At 64.8% G+C, this 16,536-nt stretch carries 15 protein-coding genes and 3 tRNA genes; 12 read left to right on the top strand and 6 right to left on the bottom strand.

Annotated elements, in window-relative coordinates:
* The first annotated feature begins 29 nt into the window (after nt 1-29).
* Complete coding sequence (locus B5F74_RS01340) at nt 30-962, top strand: 1-phosphofructokinase family hexose kinase (RefSeq protein ID WP_066833387.1); 933 nt, start codon at nt 30-32, stop codon at nt 960-962.
* Between the two features lie 105 nt (nt 963-1,067).
* Nucleotides 1,068-1,997 (top strand): 1-phosphofructokinase family hexose kinase, encoded by a 930-nt coding sequence (locus tag B5F74_RS01335; RefSeq protein ID WP_087199355.1) that lies wholly within the window; start codon nt 1,068-1,070, stop codon nt 1,995-1,997.
* A gap of 115 nt (nt 1,998-2,112) precedes the next feature.
* On the opposite strand, the gene B5F74_RS01330 is transcribed toward B5F74_RS01335, so the two are convergent.
* The 5 genes from B5F74_RS01330 to B5F74_RS01310 all read right to left on the bottom strand — a co-directional run bounded on the left by B5F74_RS01330 (nt 2,113) and on the right by B5F74_RS01310 (nt 7,117).
* Nucleotides 2,113-3,462, bottom strand: a complete 1,350-nt coding sequence (locus B5F74_RS01330) for a C1 family peptidase (RefSeq protein ID WP_204212375.1) — start codon at nt 3,460-3,462, stop codon at nt 2,113-2,115.
* A 179-nt stretch (nt 3,463-3,641) separates the two neighbouring features.
* Complete coding sequence (locus B5F74_RS01325; protein WP_087199351.1) at nt 3,642-4,658, bottom strand: hypothetical protein; 1,017 nt, start codon at nt 4,656-4,658, stop codon at nt 3,642-3,644.
* A 35-nt stretch (nt 4,659-4,693) separates the two neighbouring features.
* The gene (locus B5F74_RS01320) at nt 4,694-5,305 is read right to left on the bottom strand and encodes an RNA polymerase sigma factor (RefSeq protein ID WP_087199349.1); all 612 of its coding nucleotides are present in this window, start codon (nt 5,303-5,305) and stop codon (nt 4,694-4,696) included.
* A gap of 377 nt (nt 5,306-5,682) precedes the next feature.
* Complete coding sequence (locus tag B5F74_RS01315; protein ID WP_087199347.1) at nt 5,683-6,555, bottom strand: hypothetical protein; 873 nt, start codon at nt 6,553-6,555, stop codon at nt 5,683-5,685.
* On the bottom strand, nt 6,548-7,117 hold the full coding sequence (locus tag B5F74_RS01310; protein ID WP_087199345.1) for a sigma-70 family RNA polymerase sigma factor: 570 nt from the start codon (nt 7,115-7,117) through the stop codon (nt 6,548-6,550). Before B5F74_RS01310 ends, B5F74_RS01315 begins: the two co-directional genes overlap by 8 nt.
* A gap of 163 nt (nt 7,118-7,280) precedes the next feature.
* On the opposite strand from B5F74_RS01310, the gene B5F74_RS01305 reads away from it, so the two are divergent.
* Nucleotides 7,281-8,699, top strand: coding sequence for an HD domain-containing protein (locus B5F74_RS01305; RefSeq protein ID WP_087199344.1), 1,419 nt, complete (start codon nt 7,281-7,283; stop codon nt 8,697-8,699).
* A gap of 82 nt (nt 8,700-8,781) precedes the next feature.
* Here B5F74_RS01305 and B5F74_RS12700 read toward each other — a convergent pair whose 3' ends face one another.
* Nucleotides 8,782-8,913, bottom strand: coding sequence for a hypothetical protein (locus tag B5F74_RS12700; protein ID WP_255375101.1), 132 nt, complete (start codon nt 8,911-8,913; stop codon nt 8,782-8,784).
* Nucleotides 8,914-9,117: 204 nt separating this feature from the next.
* Between B5F74_RS12700 and B5F74_RS01300 the strand changes: the two genes are divergently transcribed.
* The 9 genes from B5F74_RS01300 to B5F74_RS01260 all read left to right on the top strand — a co-directional run bounded on the left by B5F74_RS01300 (nt 9,118) and on the right by B5F74_RS01260 (nt 16,498).
* On the top strand, nt 9,118-10,770 hold the full coding sequence (locus B5F74_RS01300; protein WP_087199342.1) for an ABC transporter substrate-binding protein: 1,653 nt from the start codon (nt 9,118-9,120) through the stop codon (nt 10,768-10,770).
* The gene (locus tag B5F74_RS01295) at nt 10,767-11,762 is read left to right on the top strand and encodes an ABC transporter permease (RefSeq protein ID WP_087199340.1); all 996 of its coding nucleotides are present in this window, start codon (nt 10,767-10,769) and stop codon (nt 11,760-11,762) included. The genes B5F74_RS01300 and B5F74_RS01295 overlap by 4 nt, the downstream gene beginning before the upstream one ends.
* Nucleotides 11,752-12,648, top strand: coding sequence for an ABC transporter permease (locus B5F74_RS01290; protein ID WP_087199338.1), 897 nt, complete (start codon nt 11,752-11,754; stop codon nt 12,646-12,648). Before B5F74_RS01295 ends, B5F74_RS01290 begins: the two co-directional genes overlap by 11 nt.
* The gene (locus B5F74_RS01285; RefSeq protein ID WP_087199336.1) at nt 12,645-13,601 is read left to right on the top strand and encodes an ATP-binding cassette domain-containing protein; all 957 of its coding nucleotides are present in this window, start codon (nt 12,645-12,647) and stop codon (nt 13,599-13,601) included. Before B5F74_RS01290 ends, B5F74_RS01285 begins: the two co-directional genes overlap by 4 nt.
* Nucleotides 13,598-14,278, top strand: coding sequence for an ATP-binding cassette domain-containing protein (locus B5F74_RS01280; RefSeq protein ID WP_087199335.1), 681 nt, complete (start codon nt 13,598-13,600; stop codon nt 14,276-14,278). The genes B5F74_RS01285 and B5F74_RS01280 overlap by 4 nt, the downstream gene beginning before the upstream one ends.
* A gap of 109 nt (nt 14,279-14,387) precedes the next feature.
* A tRNA-Glu gene (locus B5F74_RS01275) sits at nt 14,388-14,464 on the top strand.
* A 308-nt stretch (nt 14,465-14,772) separates the two neighbouring features.
* A tRNA-Gln gene (locus tag B5F74_RS01270) sits at nt 14,773-14,846 on the top strand.
* 16 nt (nt 14,847-14,862) lie between these two features.
* Nucleotides 14,863-14,939: transfer RNA gene (locus B5F74_RS01265), tRNA-Glu, on the top strand.
* A 182-nt stretch (nt 14,940-15,121) separates the two neighbouring features.
* Complete coding sequence (locus tag B5F74_RS01260) at nt 15,122-16,498, top strand: lysylphosphatidylglycerol synthase transmembrane domain-containing protein (protein WP_087199333.1); 1,377 nt, start codon at nt 15,122-15,124, stop codon at nt 16,496-16,498.
* Nucleotides 16,499-16,536: the final 38 nt, after the last annotated feature.

Below are 16,536 nucleotides of genomic sequence, written 5' to 3'. Positions count from 1 at the left end.
GCGCGGTCTCTTTGGAAAGGGGAGTATCAATGTTCTATACGCTGACTGCCAACCCGGCCGTCGACATGACGGTCACGTGCCCGCCGCTGATCCCGAACGAGAATATCCGTTCGGTCACCTCGAGCTACACCCCGAACGGCAAGGGTCTTGACGTGTCGTACGCGCTCAAGAAGTTCGGTGTCGACTCGGTCGCGCTCGGCTTCTTCGCCGGCTTCACCGGCAAGTACATCGTCGAGGAGACCATGAACATGGGCTGCCTCTGCCGCCCGGTGTGGATCGACGGCATCACTCGCATCAACTCGTACTTCAACGACGGCGAGAACGAGTACGGCATCCTGAACGCGGGCGCCCCGCTGACGCCCGAGGGCGAGCGCGAGCTCTACAAGATCCTCGACACGACGGGCGATCTCGAGTGCCTGATCATCTCCGGCTCGCTGCCCCCGAAGGCTTCTCGCTACTTCCTCGATGAGGTCATCGACCACGCCCAGGATCGCGGCTGTGATGTCATCCTCGACATCTCCAGCGACAAGCTGAAGACGCTTGCCGCCAAGAAGCCTCTGCTCATCAAGCCGAATCACCACGAGATGAAGGCGATTTTCGGCGTGCCCGTGAACACCGATGACGAGGTCCGCGTCGCCATGAAGATGGCGCACGACATCGGCGTCCAGAACGTCCTACTCACCCGCGGCAGCCGCGGCGACGCGTACTTCTCCAACGGCGAGGACATCTGGTACGCCAAGCGCGAGTTCAACATCAACCTCGTGTCCTCCGTCTGCGCCGGCGACTGCACGCTCGCGGCGTTCATCCTCAAGTGGTACCACAACCGCGAGAACGTGGAAGAGGCCCTCAAGCTGGCCCTTGCGACCGGCGCGAACGTCGCCGAGAGCGTCGGCCTGGGCGACTTCGGCCGCGTCGACGAGTACAGCCGCCGCATCGCGGTGCGCAAGCTCGAGCGCAAGTAGGCGCTCCCCGCCTTTCGCGGGGTTTCGATCGCATACGTTTGCAAGGCCGTCTCGTGTTGCGCGGGGCGGCCTTCGCTCATCCGTCCTTATCGTGGGGGCCGTTCGATGATCTACACCCTTACCGCCAATCCTGCCATCGACTACAACGTGACGTGCGACGGGCTCGCGCCGGATTGCGTGACCCGTACCCGCGATGCGGTCTACACCCCCAACGGCAAGGGGCTCAACGTCTCGTTCGCTCTGCAGCATTTCGGCGAACCGTCCAGCATCCTCGGTTTCTTCGCGGGGTTCTCGGGGCGCTTTATCGTCGACGGCGCGCGCGAGCGGGGATGCGAGGTCTTTCCCGTCTGGGTCGACGGCATCACGCGGGTGAACGTGTTCTTGAATTCAGGGGAGCACGAGTACAACATGGTGAACGCCGGGGCCCCGATCTCGAGGCACGACGAGGACGCCATGATCGAGCTCATCGCGTCGCTGCCCGAGCTCGAGTGCCTGAGCATCTCCGGTTCGTTGCCGCCGGGAACGTCCGATGGCTTTCTGGACCGCGTTGTCGAAAAGGTGCGCGAGCGCGGGGGAGAGGTGGTTGTGGACATCTCCTCGCCGCTTCTGCGCCGGCTTCTTGCTCAGAGGCCGCTGCTGATCAAGCCTAACGATGACGAGCTGCGCGACATCTTCGGGCTCGAGGTGAGCGCGAACGACGATGCAGGGGCTCTGTGCGCCTTGGAGCATCTGCATAAGGAGGGCGCGCAGGCGGTCTTGCTCACCATGGGCGGCGCGGGGGCGTACTTCAGCGACGGGCGGCATGCGTGGTTTGCGCGCTGCACGTATCCGGTGCGGGTGCTTTCGACGGTCTGCGCCGGCGACTCGACGCTCGGTGCGTTTCTGTCCGTCTGGTACCGCGATCGCTCCCGGGTGGAAGACGGTCTGCGCCTGGCCATGGCAACCGGAGCCAATGTCGTCGAATGCGCCGGTCAGGGTGATTTCGCCCGGGTCGAGGAGTACCGAGGCCACGTCGAGATTCGCCAGATTCGATAAGCCGAAAAAGAAGGGAGCTCGGCCCCGGTGACAGGGTTGAGCTCCCGTACGGATGCGCCCCGCGCCCGCGGATGCGGAGCACGGGGCGCGGGCGCAGGTGGGAATCGCGGCGTTTCTAGCGCGCGAGCGCACCCATGGGGTCCCAGGGGGCAAGCTCGATCGGCTCGCTCTCGTAGGCGGCCAGCTCCTCTTCCGTCAGGTACTTCTTGTCAACGACGACCTGGTAGACGTACTCGCTGAACCAGGCGTCGGACGCGATCTCGTAGCCCTTCTTGCCGGCATCCTCGCCCCAGCTGTTCTCGATGCGCCAGCGCGTCGGGTTCCCGTCGGCGTCGAGGTTCACGCCCTGCAGCGTCATGGCGTGCGTCATGAGCGATTCGCCGTAATCCAGGCGCGCGGCCTTGTCCAGGCCGGCCTCGATCGGCAGGTCGAACAGGGTGTCGACCTCGAAGGCGCTCGGGTCGAGCACGCCGTCTTCGCGCAGGAAGCTCTGTCCCACGTCCGAGCCGAACCACACGGGGAGGTTGTCGCGCATCTGTGCCACAGCGGCGCGCTTGAGCGACTCGATCGGGAGGTTGACGTAGCGCACGCCGCCGTCCTCGACCACGTTGCCGAGATACTTGACCGTGTAGCTGTGCATATAGGGCTTGTCCGAGGTGGGCGCGTTGATGATCGAGATGTAGTCGTCGAGATTCATGTCGACGAACTCGTCGAAGAACCGCTGCGGAGTATAGGTGCCCGAGGCCTTGAGCTCGTTCTTCTCGTCGCGGATGCGGACGTCGAACGTCGCGGGCGGCTCGCCCAGGCAGATGGCGAGCACGCGGTAGACGCCGTCCATGAGCTGCTGCTTGAGCTCCTTCATGGCGGCGACGTCCGCACCGGAGGCATGGGCGTCGCGCAGCTGCTTGGCGCCGGCGCGCAGGTAGCGCGTGAGGTACTGGTTCATCGTCCCGGTGTTGGAGGAGTGGAACGTCTCGGGCATGGCCTCCTTGGGCACGACGCCGTACTTCTTGACCAGGGAGCGGAACATGTCCCACTGGCCGCCGTCGCACAACGGATCGGACAGGAGGTAGGCGATCTCGCGGTCCGTCAGCGGCTGGTCGGCCGTGGCGATGATGTTCTCAAAGAACCAGTTGGAGCGCTCGTACTTGTCCCAGAACAGGGGGTAGGCCTGGGAGAGCTCGAACGTCTTGAGACCGAGCTTTCTCATGATGCGGTAGCGCATGGTGTTCAGGCTGGCGAACATCCAGCAGCGTCCCGAGCGCTTCTGGTTCGTGATCTCGCCTTGCTCGAGCTGGATGTCGAACGTGGTGGTGCCGAGCGCCGCGACCTGCGGGTTGCGCGCTGCGGCGGCGATCCCCGATGCCGCGACCGCGTTGCGCGCGATCTGGTTGCTGCGGCAGCCGATAAACGACTCGTGTGCGGCGGCGATGGCGTCGGGCGTGATGGAACGGGTGCGATCCACGGTATGCTCCCTTCGATTTGCCGGTGCATCCGGTAGGTTGAACAGTCCGTGACGTAGCATACCCCAAATGGCACGTTTTAAATGGGTTGGTTGGGGACGGGTTCGTTCCAACACATCCCGATGGGTTGGAACGAACCCGTCCCCAACCAACCCCTATTCCATTCCGCCGGCGCCGGACCCTAGCTGACCTGCTCGATTGTGAAGAGCGGCTCGGGAACGAACTCATCGGTGCTCTCATCGTCAAAGCTATCGTGAAACGCCTGGTCGTTTGCCATGAGCGTTTCCTTGAAGGTATCGACGGGATCTATTCGGTACTCATGGGTGAGGGTCGTGCCGTCGACGAAGGTCGCCGTGATGGTGATGGTGCGTCCGGCGAGGAGCTGCGCTCCGTACGCGATGGATTCGAACCGGAATTCGTCCGTAGACTCTTGTTTTGCTCGCTCGTAGATGGCCCAAAAATCATCGGGAAGCGCGTAGTTCAGCTCGACCGAGAACGTGCCGCCGTCGATGGTTCCGATTCGTTCGAGCATGTCCTGCGTGATGGTCATGCTCTGCCCGTGCATGTCCTCAAAGCTCCCATCGGGAGTGCGATAGTTGCGGCTGCCCAGATAACAGAGCTGCACGGTTTCGTCACCGTCGATACGGTAGTCGAGCTGCGTGATGTCATCGCCATAGGCTGTAAGGTCGATGCTGAAGACACTTCGGGCGCGCAGGACGTTGTTGTCATCGTCATCGGGGCCTGCCTCCCAGCTGCTGACGGAATCCAAGAATCCGGGGCCGGCGAGCACGGTGTCGCTGCGGTCTTCGACCGGTGTGCCGTCTGCATAGGCAGCAAGCACGAACGAGGCTTGTGCGGCCGCTGCGGCCGACGAGTTCGAGCTGCCGCCCGTTTGGTCCGATTGCGTTGCGGATGGGGCGGATGCGGGATCTTCCGAGGGCGCCCACAGGATGCCGAGCGCCGTGCAGCCCAGGGCGAGGCCGGCTGTGCAGGCGGCGACGGCGATCGCGCGGCGGCGCGTGAAGACGCGGCCGCGCCTGCGCTCGGTGGAGGCCGACGGCTGGCTCGCAGTGGTGCGGGGCTGCTGCTGGACGCGGGCGCGCTCCGCAGCGATCCGCTCGGCCAGCGCTGAGCGCATCCGCGGCGTAAGCGCGATTTGGTTCATCTTGGTTGCATAGTCGTTCATGATGGATGCCATGGTTGCTCCTTCTGTTGGTTCGCGTGCAGTGCCCGTCAGCGAACGGGAGGTCCATGGGGCGACGCGTCGCCGGGCTGGACGGAGACGCGCGCTTGATTCTCGGCGGCAGGGCGGGAGGTGCCGTCCGCGCTCAGGGCGTCACGGAGCCGCTTGCGGGCTCGGAACAGCCTCGTGCGCACCGTCGCGGCCTTGATGCCGAGCAGCTGTGCGATCTGGGCGGTGTCTCGCTGCTCGACGTAGGCAAGATGGATGACAAGGCGCAGATCCTCGGGAAGGTCTGCGAGCGCATGCCACACCGGGTGGTCGCTCAGGTTGCGCAGCACGATGTCCTCGGCGGATACCGTGGACAACTCGCGGGTATCGCCGCCGGCCTTGCTGTCGTCAAGCGCGTCGACGCGACGGCTCCACGCGCTTTTCTGGTGGTCATGGCAGATATTGATGGCAACGCGCAGCAGCCATGCGCGCAGATGGTCGTCGCTCTCGAAAGATGATCCGCATGTCAGCAGGCGGACGAACGTCTCCTGCACCGCATCCTGCGCATCGGATACGTTTCGCAGCTGATTCAGCGCGAGCCGCAAGACGGCGTCTCCGTGCGCATCGATGGCGTGGTTCATGAACGCGTCGGAGCGCATTGTCGGGTTCGTCATATGAATCACCTCCTCACATCCTATACGATTGAGGAGGCGAATGCGTTCCCGGCGGCGGGGGCGATGCGCCGCACCTAAGAAGATGCCCAGTGGAGGCTCCGGGGTCAAAAGTTGCTGAAAAATCGGCCTTGTAGACGACTCGTTTCAGAGCGACCGGAAAACCGCACCCGACCCGAGGCTGCGACCTGCGGAAACGCTGACGCCGAAGGTGCCGTTTCGGGCAGGATCGAAATCAAGCCGTCTACAACGCCGATTTTTCAGCAAAAGTTCCCGTCGGAACCTCCACTAGGGTCGCGGGTTGGCTCGCTGTGCCCCAGGCGCCCCTGCGGGGCCGGTCCCCGCAGGGGCGCCGTCGCAAAACCCTAAGCAGCGTTACCCTAGTAGAGTTGCTCGATGGTGAATGCCGGATCGCCGAAGGTCTCGCCATCGGTGAGCGCCTCGATGGCCTCGGGCAGCGCGTCGGTCGGTTCAATGCGGTACTTGTGCGTTTCGACGGATTCGTCCTCGAACGTGACGCGCAGGGTGAGCGTCGATTGCGCGATGACGCGCGCTGCGGCGGTATAGGCGGCGACGAGCGCCTCGATTTCCTGTGGATGCTCCATGCCGGGGGTGTCCGCGGGGATGTTCGCCATGAGATAGACTCTGCCCTTGCGGAAGGGCGGGTAGGGTAAGTCGAGCTCGCCGGGCGCGATGGTGAAGGCGTGCGCATCGAACGCTTCGGGCTTGGTGGCGGGGTCGGCATGCGGGTCGTAGCGGAAATAGGCATCCCCGTCAAGCTCATAGGAGATCGATCGCATGGATACGCCCCTCACGTCCAGATCGAAGAGGAGCGAGACGGCAAACCCTTCGTCGATGCCGGTGTCGTATACGCCCGTGCCGTCATCGGTGAACGGCCCGTCGTCGGCAAAGCCCCAGAAGCCTCCCTGCAGAAACTCGTTGTCGATGCTGATGCCGACGCGATCTCCCTCGCCCGAGCCGTCAGCATAGGCGGCGAGGGCAAAGCCCTCCGATGGCGCTCCCTCTTCCGGTAAAAGGGTGTGCATGCCCGCATACGCGAGGGCGAGGGTCGCTGCCGCCGCGCACCCTCCTAGGGCCGCACGGCGCGTGAGGGCGCGCGTGCGTGTGGCCGGTGCCTGCGTGCGTCCGCGCGCCGCCCGATGCACGGCGTCTCCGATGGACCGGTAGGCGTCGTCTGCAAGGTCTATGGTTCGCATGGCCGCGACATAGGTGCTGATGGGATCCTTATCCATGAGTGCTCTCCTTTCGTGCGCGAAGACGGGTTTTTGCCGGGAGCTCCCCGGTTTCCAGAAGCGTGCGGAGCCTCTTGCGCGCCCGGTACAGTCGCGTGCGCACGGTGATTGCGGGAATGCCGAGGGCTCCGGCGATGTCATCGCAGGAAAGCTCCTCGACGTAGCGCAGATGGATGACGATGCGAAACGGTTCCGGAAGCTGCTCGAGCGCCGCCCAGACGGGATGCCGCTCGAGTGCCGCGAGGTCTTCCGATGGATCCGTCGGGGCTGTAGCCGGGATTCCCTGCGCGCACGCATCATCGAAGCGGTCCACGCGGCTGCGCCATGCGCTGCGGTGAAGTTCGCGGCATCGGTTGATGGCGACGCGCAAAAGCCACGCGCGCAGGTGCTCCCGATCGTGAAACGGCCTGCTATGTTCGAGCAGCGCGATGAACGTGTCCTGGACGACATCTTGGGCATCAGCCGGCGAGCGCGTGGACGCGAGCGCGGTTCGGTATACCTGTCCGCCGAACGCGCGCAGGGCCTCGTTCACAAACGCTTCGTCATGTTGTTGAGCTGTCATGTCGACCACCTCCTCACATGGTACATGCGCGAGAGGGGCCCGATGTTCCCCTGCGGGCCGAAAAACTCAGGCGAGTTTGTCCCGAAGGGACTGTCCGTTGCCTTACGGGAGCGCGTCAACGGTATACTTTGGTCGAGAGGGACCATGGGGAGAGGCAGACATCATGGAAAACGGCGAGCGACCGCAGCTGAACGGCACCGTGCTTTCGTATGCGGGCGAGCGTGCCCTGCGCGTTCTTGAGGCGGCGGGGCTTGAGGCTTGGGTTGTGGGCGGCTGGGTGCGCGACGCGCTCATGGGCGGCGCCGGCCACGATGTCGACCTGTGCTGCGCGGGAGCATGGCAGCAAAACGAGGCGGCCCTCCGTGCCGCGGGCATCATGGTCGTGGAGTCGGGCATCAAGTTCGGCGGCATCACGGCGGTTATCGACGGCGAGCGCATCGAGGTGACGACCTACCGGCTCGACGGGTTCTATACCGACGGACGGCATCCGGAAGAGGTGACGCGCGCCACCTGCGTCGAGGACGATCTCGCGCGGCGCGACTTCACCGTCAACGCTATGGCGTGGCATCCCGAGCGCGGCCTGCTCGACCTATATGACGGCCAGGGCGATCTTGCGCGCAAGGTCATCCGTGCGGTAGGAGATCCGCGCCGGCGATTCGAGGAGGACGCCTTGCGCATGCTGCGTGCCGTCCGGTTCGCATGCCGATTGGATTTCTGGATCGAGGAGCGTACGGCCGAGGCGCTCGCCGCGTGCGCGCCCCTGCTCGATGCGGTGGCGCGGGAGCGCGTGGGTATCGAGCTCGACGGCATCCTGCGCACCGCCCATGGCGGCGATGCGATGCTTCGCTACCCCGAGCTCATGTGCGCCGCCGTGCCTGAGCTCGCCGCGTGCCGCGGGTTCGACCAGCGCAGCCCCTACCACGCCTTTGACGTGTACGAGCATATCGCGCGCGTGCTGACGGTCGCCGGCGAGCTTTCCCGCTTCCGCATCGACGGCGGAGATCCCGACCAACCTCCCTCGCCGTCGCTCATGTGGGCGGCGCTGCTGCACGATATCGGCAAACCCCAAACCTTTACGGTCGATGAGAGGGGCCGCGGCCACTTTTACGGTCATCCCGAGGTCGGCGCCGATATGGCACGGGACCTGATGCGCCGTCTCGCCCTGCCCGGTGACGTGATCCGCGACGCCTGCATGCTCATCCGCTATCACGATCTTCCCATGATGGCCGAGCAGGAGGACCTGCTGCGCGTCATGCACATCTTTTCGGGCGAGGGGATGGACACCCCGCGGCTCATGGGCGAGCTGTTCGACATCAAGCGCGCCGATGCGCTGGGCAAGGCCCCGTCGTGCTTCTATTACGTCGAGGAGATCGAGCGCATGCGCGAGATGGTGCGCGAGCTCATCGCGAACGACGAGGCGTACAGCATGGCGACGCTGCATCTTGCGGGGCGCGACCTGATCGCCGCGGGCGTCAAGCCCGGACCGCGTATCGGAGAGCTGCTGCGCCGGGCCCTGAAGGCGACGATGCAGGGGAGGGTGCCCAACCGCACCGACGACCTGCTGGCATTCCTCGATCTGTAGGATGGCTCCGGCCATCCCGTCTGCATACGATGCCGCGCCCGTCGCATGTGACGGGCGCGGCATCGCCGTATGACGGGCCCGTCTAGAACTCGAATTCAATATGGGCGCTGACGCCGCTGCCCGTACTCGTCACTTCGTTTTCGGTCATCGTGCAGCCGGCGCAAAGGCAGGCGGAGATGACGAGGGCGATCATAAACGGGATGATGTTTTTCATGACGGTCTGCTCCTTACTCGGGTCGCGCCCATCTTACCGCGTGTCGGGTGCCCTGCACGACGATTCGGGAGCGAATGCGTGCAATAGGGAACGAACGTCGCATCGGCGTGGTTCGTGTACCCTTGTTCTGACAAAGTGTCAGTAGTAGGATATGCCCGTAACACGAATGGACCTACTCGTAACACTTATCAAGGAGATACGGCCATGCGCTCAACCGACACGATCTTGACGCGCCGCGGCTTTCTGGGCGCCTCGATCGCCGCGACGGTCGCGGTGACGGGCGCTGTGTCCGGCTGCTCGGATGAGGGCGATTCCGGTTCGGCGGCAGGGTCCTCTGCCGTCCAGGCGACATCGCAGGTCATCGTTGCCATGAATGCAGGTAGCGAGCCGGCTGCGGGATTCGACCCGCTTGTTGCCTGGGGGTGCGGCGAGCATGTGCACGAGCCGCTCATCCAGTCGACGCTCATCACCACCGACCGGGATCTGAACTTCGTCAACGACCTGGCCACCGAGTACCTGTGCTCGGATGACGGCCTGGTATGGACGTTCACCATTCGAGACGACGTGGTGTTCACCGATGGGGAGCCGCTGACGGCGCACGACGTCGCCTTCACCGTGAACGCCGTCGCGAAGGGAACCACGTCCGAGGCGGATCTCTCCATGGTCGACCAGGCGACGGCGGTCTCCGATACGGTCGTCGAGATCCACCTGAACAAGCCCTACAACGCGCTGCTCTACACGCTTGCCGTGCTGGGCATCGTCCCGGAGCACGCCTACGGCGACGGCTACGGTGCGAACCCCATCGGGTCGGGCCGGTATATGCTCGAGCAATGGGACCGGGGCCAGCAGGCGATATTCCGGGCGAATCCCGACTATTACGGCGAGGCCCCCCTGATCGAGCGCGTCGTCGTGGTCTTCATGGACGAGGATGCGGCCCTTGCCGCCGTCCGCGCCGGTCAGGTCGATATCGCCTACACCTACGCAACCCATTCCGAGCAGGCATTCGACGGCTACGAGCTCGTGGCCTACGACACGGTCGACTCGCGCGGCATGTCGCTGCCGACGGTGCCCGCGGGCGGCACCAAGATGGACGGCGACGCGGAGTATCCCATGGGCAATGACGTGACCTGCGATGTCAGCGTGCGCCGCGCCATCAACATGGGCATCGACCGCCAAGCGGTCATCGATCACGTGATCAACGGCTACGGCGGGCTCGCGTACAGCGTGGGCGACGGCATGCCGTGGTCGAGCGATGACATGCGCGTCGATTTCGATGCGGATGCCGCGAGGGCCATGCTCGACGAGGCGGGCTGGACGCTCGGGGACGACGGCGTGCGCAGCAAGGACGGGGTCCGGGCCGCCTTCGACCTGTGGTACTCGTCCGACGACTCGGTCCGCCAGGCCATCGCGAACGAGATGGCCAACCAGCTCGCCGACCTTGGATTCGAGGTCACCCCGCGCGGCGGGAGCTGGGATGAGATTTACCCGCATGAGTTCGAGCAGCCCGTTCTGTGGGGATGGGGCTCCAATTCGCCCGTCGAGGTCTACGAGCTCAACTACTCCTCCGGCTGGGGCAACTACGCGTGCTATGAGAGCGAGGCGGTCGACGCCTATCTCGACCAGGCGCTTGCCCAGACCGATATCGAGGCCTCGTACGAATACTGGAAGCGCGCCCAGTGGGACGGTGCCGAGGGAATCGCGCCGCAGGGGGCGGCGACGTGGTGCTGGATCGCGAACGTCGACCACCTCTATTTCAAGCGCACGGGTCTCGACGTGGCCGACCAGAAGCCGCATCCGCACGGACACGGCTGGTCGCTCGTCAACAACGTCGACCGCTGGAGCTGGAGCGAGGCATGATCGGCGCGCTGAGGTACGCCGCGGTCCAGGTAGCGCGTTTCGCCCTGCTGATGGTCGCGGTCAGCATCGTCACGTTCGCACTGGTCAGCGCGTCGCCCATCGATCCCGTCCAGGCGAATACCGGACAGGCCGCGCTGCTGTCGATGAGCGCCGAGAAGCGCGAGCAGCTCGATGAGCGCTGGGGCGTGGGCGAGCCGCTGTGGGAGCGCTACGGGCAGTGGGCCTCGGATGCGATTCGGGGGGACTTCGGTGACAGCCTGCGCTTCAACGCGCCCGTGACCGAGGTGGTCGCCGATCGCCTCGCCGGGTCGGCGCTGTTGCTTGTCTCCGCATGGCTCATTTCGGGCGTGCTCGGGCTCGTACTCGGCATCGCGGCGGGGGTTCGGCAGGGGAGCCTGCTCGACCGGGCCGTGTGCCTGTATTGCTACGTTCTGTCGGCGACGCCGACGTTTTGGTTGGCGATCGTGCTGCTGATGGTGTTCGCCGTCCAGCTCGGGTGGTTTCCCGTCGGCTTCTCCGTACCCATCGGGGCGTCGGCGGCGACCGTCTCGCTGGCCGAGCGCCTTCATCACCTGATACTGCCGGCGCTCACGCTGTCGGTGACCGGGGTGGCCAACATCGCGCTGCACACGCGTGAAAAGGCCATCGACGTTATGGCGAGCGAGTACGTGCGCCTCGCGCGGACGCGCGGCGAGGGAGGGATGTCGCTGGTTGTGCGCCATGTGCTGCGAAACCTGCTGCTGCCTGCCGTGACGCTGCAGTTCACGTCGATCAGCGAGATCGTGGGAGGGTCGGTCCTCGTGGAACAGGTGTTTTCGTACCCCGGACTCGGCCAGGCGACGGTGACGGCGGGCTTGGGCGGAGACGCCCCGCTGCTCGTGGGGCTGGCGCTCGCCACGGCGGCCGTCGTGTTCGCGGGCAACCTCGCGGCGAATCTGCTCTACGGGGTCATCGATCCCAGGATGCGTCGGGAGGTGCGCCATGTTCGGTAGCAAACCGGGGCCTCGTGAGGCCCAAGCGGACGGCCTGACGCTCTTCCACGATATCGAGCGGCCGTATGCGCGCGGCGGTCGCCGCGCGTGGCTTGCCGGGTGCGTGCTCGCCGCCGTCGCGCTGGTGTGCGTGGCGGTCGCGGGGGCGCTGCTTTCGCCTGCTGCCGGTGCGACCGACTTCGCCCAGAAGAACCTGGCTCCTTGCGCCGGCCATCTGTTCGGAACCGATTGGATGGGTCGGGACATGCTCGCCCGCACGCTCGCGGGCATCGCCACCTCGCTTGCCGTCGGCACGCTGTCCGCCGCGGTGTCCTCGGTCATCGCGCTCGCGCTCGCCACGGTCGCCGCCTTGGGCGGACCTCGCGCGGACGCCGTCGTGAGCTGGCTCATCGACCTGGTCATGGGCATTCCGCATCTGATTCTGATCATCCTGGTGAGCTATGCGCTCGGCCGCGGGGCGGTGGGCGTCACGGTGGGCGTGGCGTTGACCCATTGGCCGAGCCTCACGCGCGTGCTGCGCGCCGAGATCATGCAGCTGCGCGCCCAGCCGTTCATGGCGTGCTCCCGCGCGCTCGGCATATCGGGGATGCGCATGGCTCTCACCCATGCCGTTCCCTACGTGCTTCCGCAGTACCTCGTGGGGCTTGTGCTGCTGTTCCCCCATGCGATCCTCCATGAGGCGTCCATCACGTTTTTGGGGTTCGGCCTGTCGCCCGAGCAGCCGGCGATCGGCGTGATCCTATCCGAGGCCATGGGCTACCTTACGGCCGGTTCCTGGTGGCTGGCGGTGTTTCCCGGCCTTGTGCTCCTGCTCGTCGTGCTCATGTTCGACCGTATGGGTTCGGGCCTTCGGTGCCTGGTTTCGCCTCAGGGGGTGCAGTCATGATCGAGCGAGCGGAACTCCCCGCGATGCCGCACGGTCCCCATGCGGACGCAGAGCGGCATCATCACCATACGCATGCCGCCCGCTCGCGGCATCCCGGCAACCATCATCTGCTGACGGTCGAGGACCTGACCGTCTCGTTTTCGATGTACGACGAGACCCAGCCGTACTTTCGCGCCGAGCGGGTGATGCGCGAGCAGCTGCATCATCTATCGCTGTCGGTTCACGAGGGCGAGGTGGTGGCCGTCGTGGGGGCGAGCGGATCGGGCAAGACTCTGCTCGCCGATGCGATCTTGGGGCTCTACGAGCCGAACGCGAGGGTTTCGGGGCGCATCTGGTTCGATGGCGAGGCCATGGACGCCTCCTCGCTCGCGTGCCTGCGCGGCCACGGGATCTCGCTGGTTCCGCAGAGCGTCAAGCATCTCGATCCCCTCATGCGCATCGGGCGCCAGGTGGTCGGAGCGTGCGCCAAATCGGAGCGGGCGCGCCGCGAGCAGCGCATGCGCGAGCTGTTCTCCGCCTACGGTCTCGCCCCCGAAGTCGAGCGGATGTATCCGCATGAGCTCTCCGGCGGCATGGCGCGCCGCGTGCTGCTGATGTGCGCGCTCATGGACGAGCCCCGTCTGATCGTGGCCGATGAGCCCACGCCGGGCCTCGATCTCGAGCTTGCCGTCCATGCGCTCGGTGATCTGCGCTCGTTTGCCGACCGCGGGGGAGGCGTCGTGCTCATCACGCACGATATCGATCTGGCGCTGTCGGTCGCCGACCGCGTGGCGGTCTTCCGCGACGGAACGATCGTGGAAGAGACGGCGTCGTCGAGCTTTGATGACCCGGATCTTCTCGGGCATCCTTTCTCTCGTGCGCTGTGGCGCGCGATGCCGCAGCACGGTTTTGCGGTGCCGCGCGACCGGGGGAGCGCGAAAGACTTCGATTCAGGACGGGAGGGGACAAGATGAGCCTTGAGGCGAGGAACATCTCGTTCAGCTATCCGTGCGGCAGGAGCCTGTATTGCGATTGGTCGCTTTCCGTCGAACCCGCCGAGCGCGTGGCGCTGTGCGCTCCCTCGGGTGCGGGCAAAACGACGCTTTGCCGCATCCTCGCGGGGTATCTGGCGCCGCAAACAGGGGAGGTCCTGGTCGATGGCGAGCCCGTCGCATCAGGGCGCATACGGGGGCCGCGTCCGGTTCAGCTGATCTGGCAGCATCCCGAGCAGGCGTTCGATCCGCGTATGCGCATGGGCCGTTCTCTCGCCGAGGGCGCGTGCGCGCGCAGTGTCGACGGTGCCGTGCAGGCTGCGCGCGACGAGGGGCTCATGGATGCGTTCGGGATTCGGGATGAGTGGTTGAGCCGTCTGCCCCATGAGCTGTCGGGCGGCGAGCTCATGCGCTACTGCATCGCGCGTGCCCTTCTCGCTCATCCGCGTTACCTGATTTGCGACGAGATGAGCGCTATGCTGGATGCGGTGACGCAGGCGGAGGTGTGGCGCGCCCTGCTTGCTCTTGCGGGGGAGCGGGGGATGGGGATCGTCATGGTCTCGCACGCCCCGGCCCTTCTCGATCGCATCGCAACGCGGCGCGTATCGGTGGGGCTGGACGTCGACGCCCCCGATGCGCGCTCGAGTCATGCCGTCTGACCTGCACACTTCGCAAGAGCTTCACAACTTCGAGATTCTTGAAATTTGTTCTTGCCTCGGCGCCGGTCATCCCGTAATATTCTCTTTGCGCAAAGGCGCTACACCACATGGCCCGTTCGTCTAGCGGTTTAGGACGCCGCCCTCTCAAGGCGGAGATCACCAGTTCGAATCTGGTACGGGCTACCAAGAACTTCAAAGGCTCTTCGGAGCCTTTTTTCATATCTCGATACCAATCCAATCCCACCTCGCCCTAAGTGCAAATCGGGGACGTACCTTTTGTATGCACTTTGCATACTGGGGACACCCCTTGACGTGACAGGCTGCTCTGTGGGTTGAAATGAACCCGTCCCCAACCAACCCATCTGACCTGCCGTCTGCATGATTTCCCCACGACCGCAAACTTTTTCAAAAAAGTACTTGCGCCTCCGGTCATCGTCCCCTAATATACTTTCTTGCGCGAAGGCGGCAACGCACGAGCGCAACGGATGCATCAATGGGATGTCGTCTAATGGCAGGACAGCGGATTCTGGTTCCGTCAATGGGGGTTCGACTCCCTCCATCCCAGCCATTCGTCCGTTACATATGGCCCGTTCGTCTAGCGGTTTAGGACGCCGCCCTCTCAAGGCGGAGATCACCAGTTCGAATCTGGTACGGGCTACCAAGAACTTAAAAGGCTCTTCGGAGCCTTTTTTCATACCTTGTCCCCCCCCAACTATCTTGTCGACAGCTATGGCGACTGTCGGGGGCCTTTTGGATTTCTTCAGGGGCAGGAAAAAGAACCGTACAATAGAAGGGTTAGAGTTCTCGTCCGCGATGCGCGCGGATGCTTATCTGAGGAGACGCATGTCGGATTCTTCTAACAAGCTGGCTTCCAAGCCCAGGGTAGCCGCCGAGGCTTCCGGGGGAGACGACCACAAGGGTGCGCGTCGCGGTGCCATCTTCATCGGCATCGTCTTGATCGCCTACGTTGTCTACCTTGTTGTGACCGGTCAGGTCGCTCAGTTCCTGGACGCTATGGGCAGCGTTCAGACCGGGTGGCTTGTGGTCGCATGCATCAGCATGCTGCTCTATCTCATCTTCGGAATCGCCGCCTACGCGATCGCCGTGTGGCTCGACCCGGCCTCTCCGGTCGGTATCCGAGACCTCATCTCCGTCGAGGCGAGCGGCATCTTCTTTGGTAACCTGACGCCCATGATGATGGGTTCCACGCCGGCCCAGATCTATCGCCTGACCAAGGCGGGCCAGAACGTGGGCGAGGCGGGCGCCATCCAGTTCACGCGCTTCATCGTCTATCAGTTCGGCCTCGTTGCCTGGGGCGCCATCCTGCTGATCGCCCGTATGCCGTTCTTCACGGAGCAATACGGCAACATCACGCTCATCAGCGTCTTCAGCTTCGGCGGGCATATCTGCATCCTGCTCGCGATCTTCGCCATCGCCTTGTTGCCCCGCACGGTGATGCGGGTTGCGCATTGGCTCATCTCGCTGCTCGCGCGCGTGGGCGTGGCCAAGGACAAGACCGCAGGCTGGCACGAGTTCGTCGACAGCGAGGTCATGTCGTTCTCCGACAAGTTCAAGCTTGCCGCAGGCCACCTGAGCTCCATGGCGCTCACCGTCGTGATCACCATGCTGCAGCTCGCGTTCTTCTATCTGGTGCCGTACTTCCTGATGCTTTCGTTCGGGCACCACGACGTCGACTTCTTCTCGGTCATGGCGGCGAGCGCCTTCGTGCAGCTGCTCTCTTCCGCCGTCCCTCTGCCCGGCGGAACGGGCGGCGCCGAGGGCGGTTTCGCGCTGTTTCTGGGTCATTTCTACGGCAGCGCGGCCACGGCGGGCTATCTGCTGTGGCGCCTGATCACGTTCATCGCGCCGACGATCCTGGCCGCCCCGCTGCTCGGTCTCAAGAGCTCGCACAACGCGAGCATCCATGACCGCTGGGATCGCGCGATCGCCCGGTTCGGTCGCGACAAGCACGTCAAGTCCGCTCCCTCCGCAGTCGCCGCCGCAGCATCCGCCGCGGAGACTGCGGCTATCGAGCAGGTCGAGGCCGCTGCCGTGAAGGGTGCCGATGCGATCGGGCGTCCCGGTGGTGCTGCACCCGCTGCACGGCAGCCGAAACGCGCGCCTCGCAAGCGAGGGACGCAGGTGCGCCGCGCGGTCGACGGCATCACGGTGTCGCCTTCCAGGCTTGCGAAGCAGCGTCCTCACGATCCGCAACCGTAGACGAACGATCTGCGCGCTCCGCCCGGGGCGCGCTTCCT

The organism is Collinsella sp. An271 (assembly GCF_002159695.1).
GTDB lineage: Bacteria > Actinomycetota > Coriobacteriia > Coriobacteriales > Coriobacteriaceae > Collinsella > Collinsella ihumii.
Note: the sequence above shows the minus strand (reverse complement) of the source record. Positions and strands in the feature narration are given on the sequence as shown.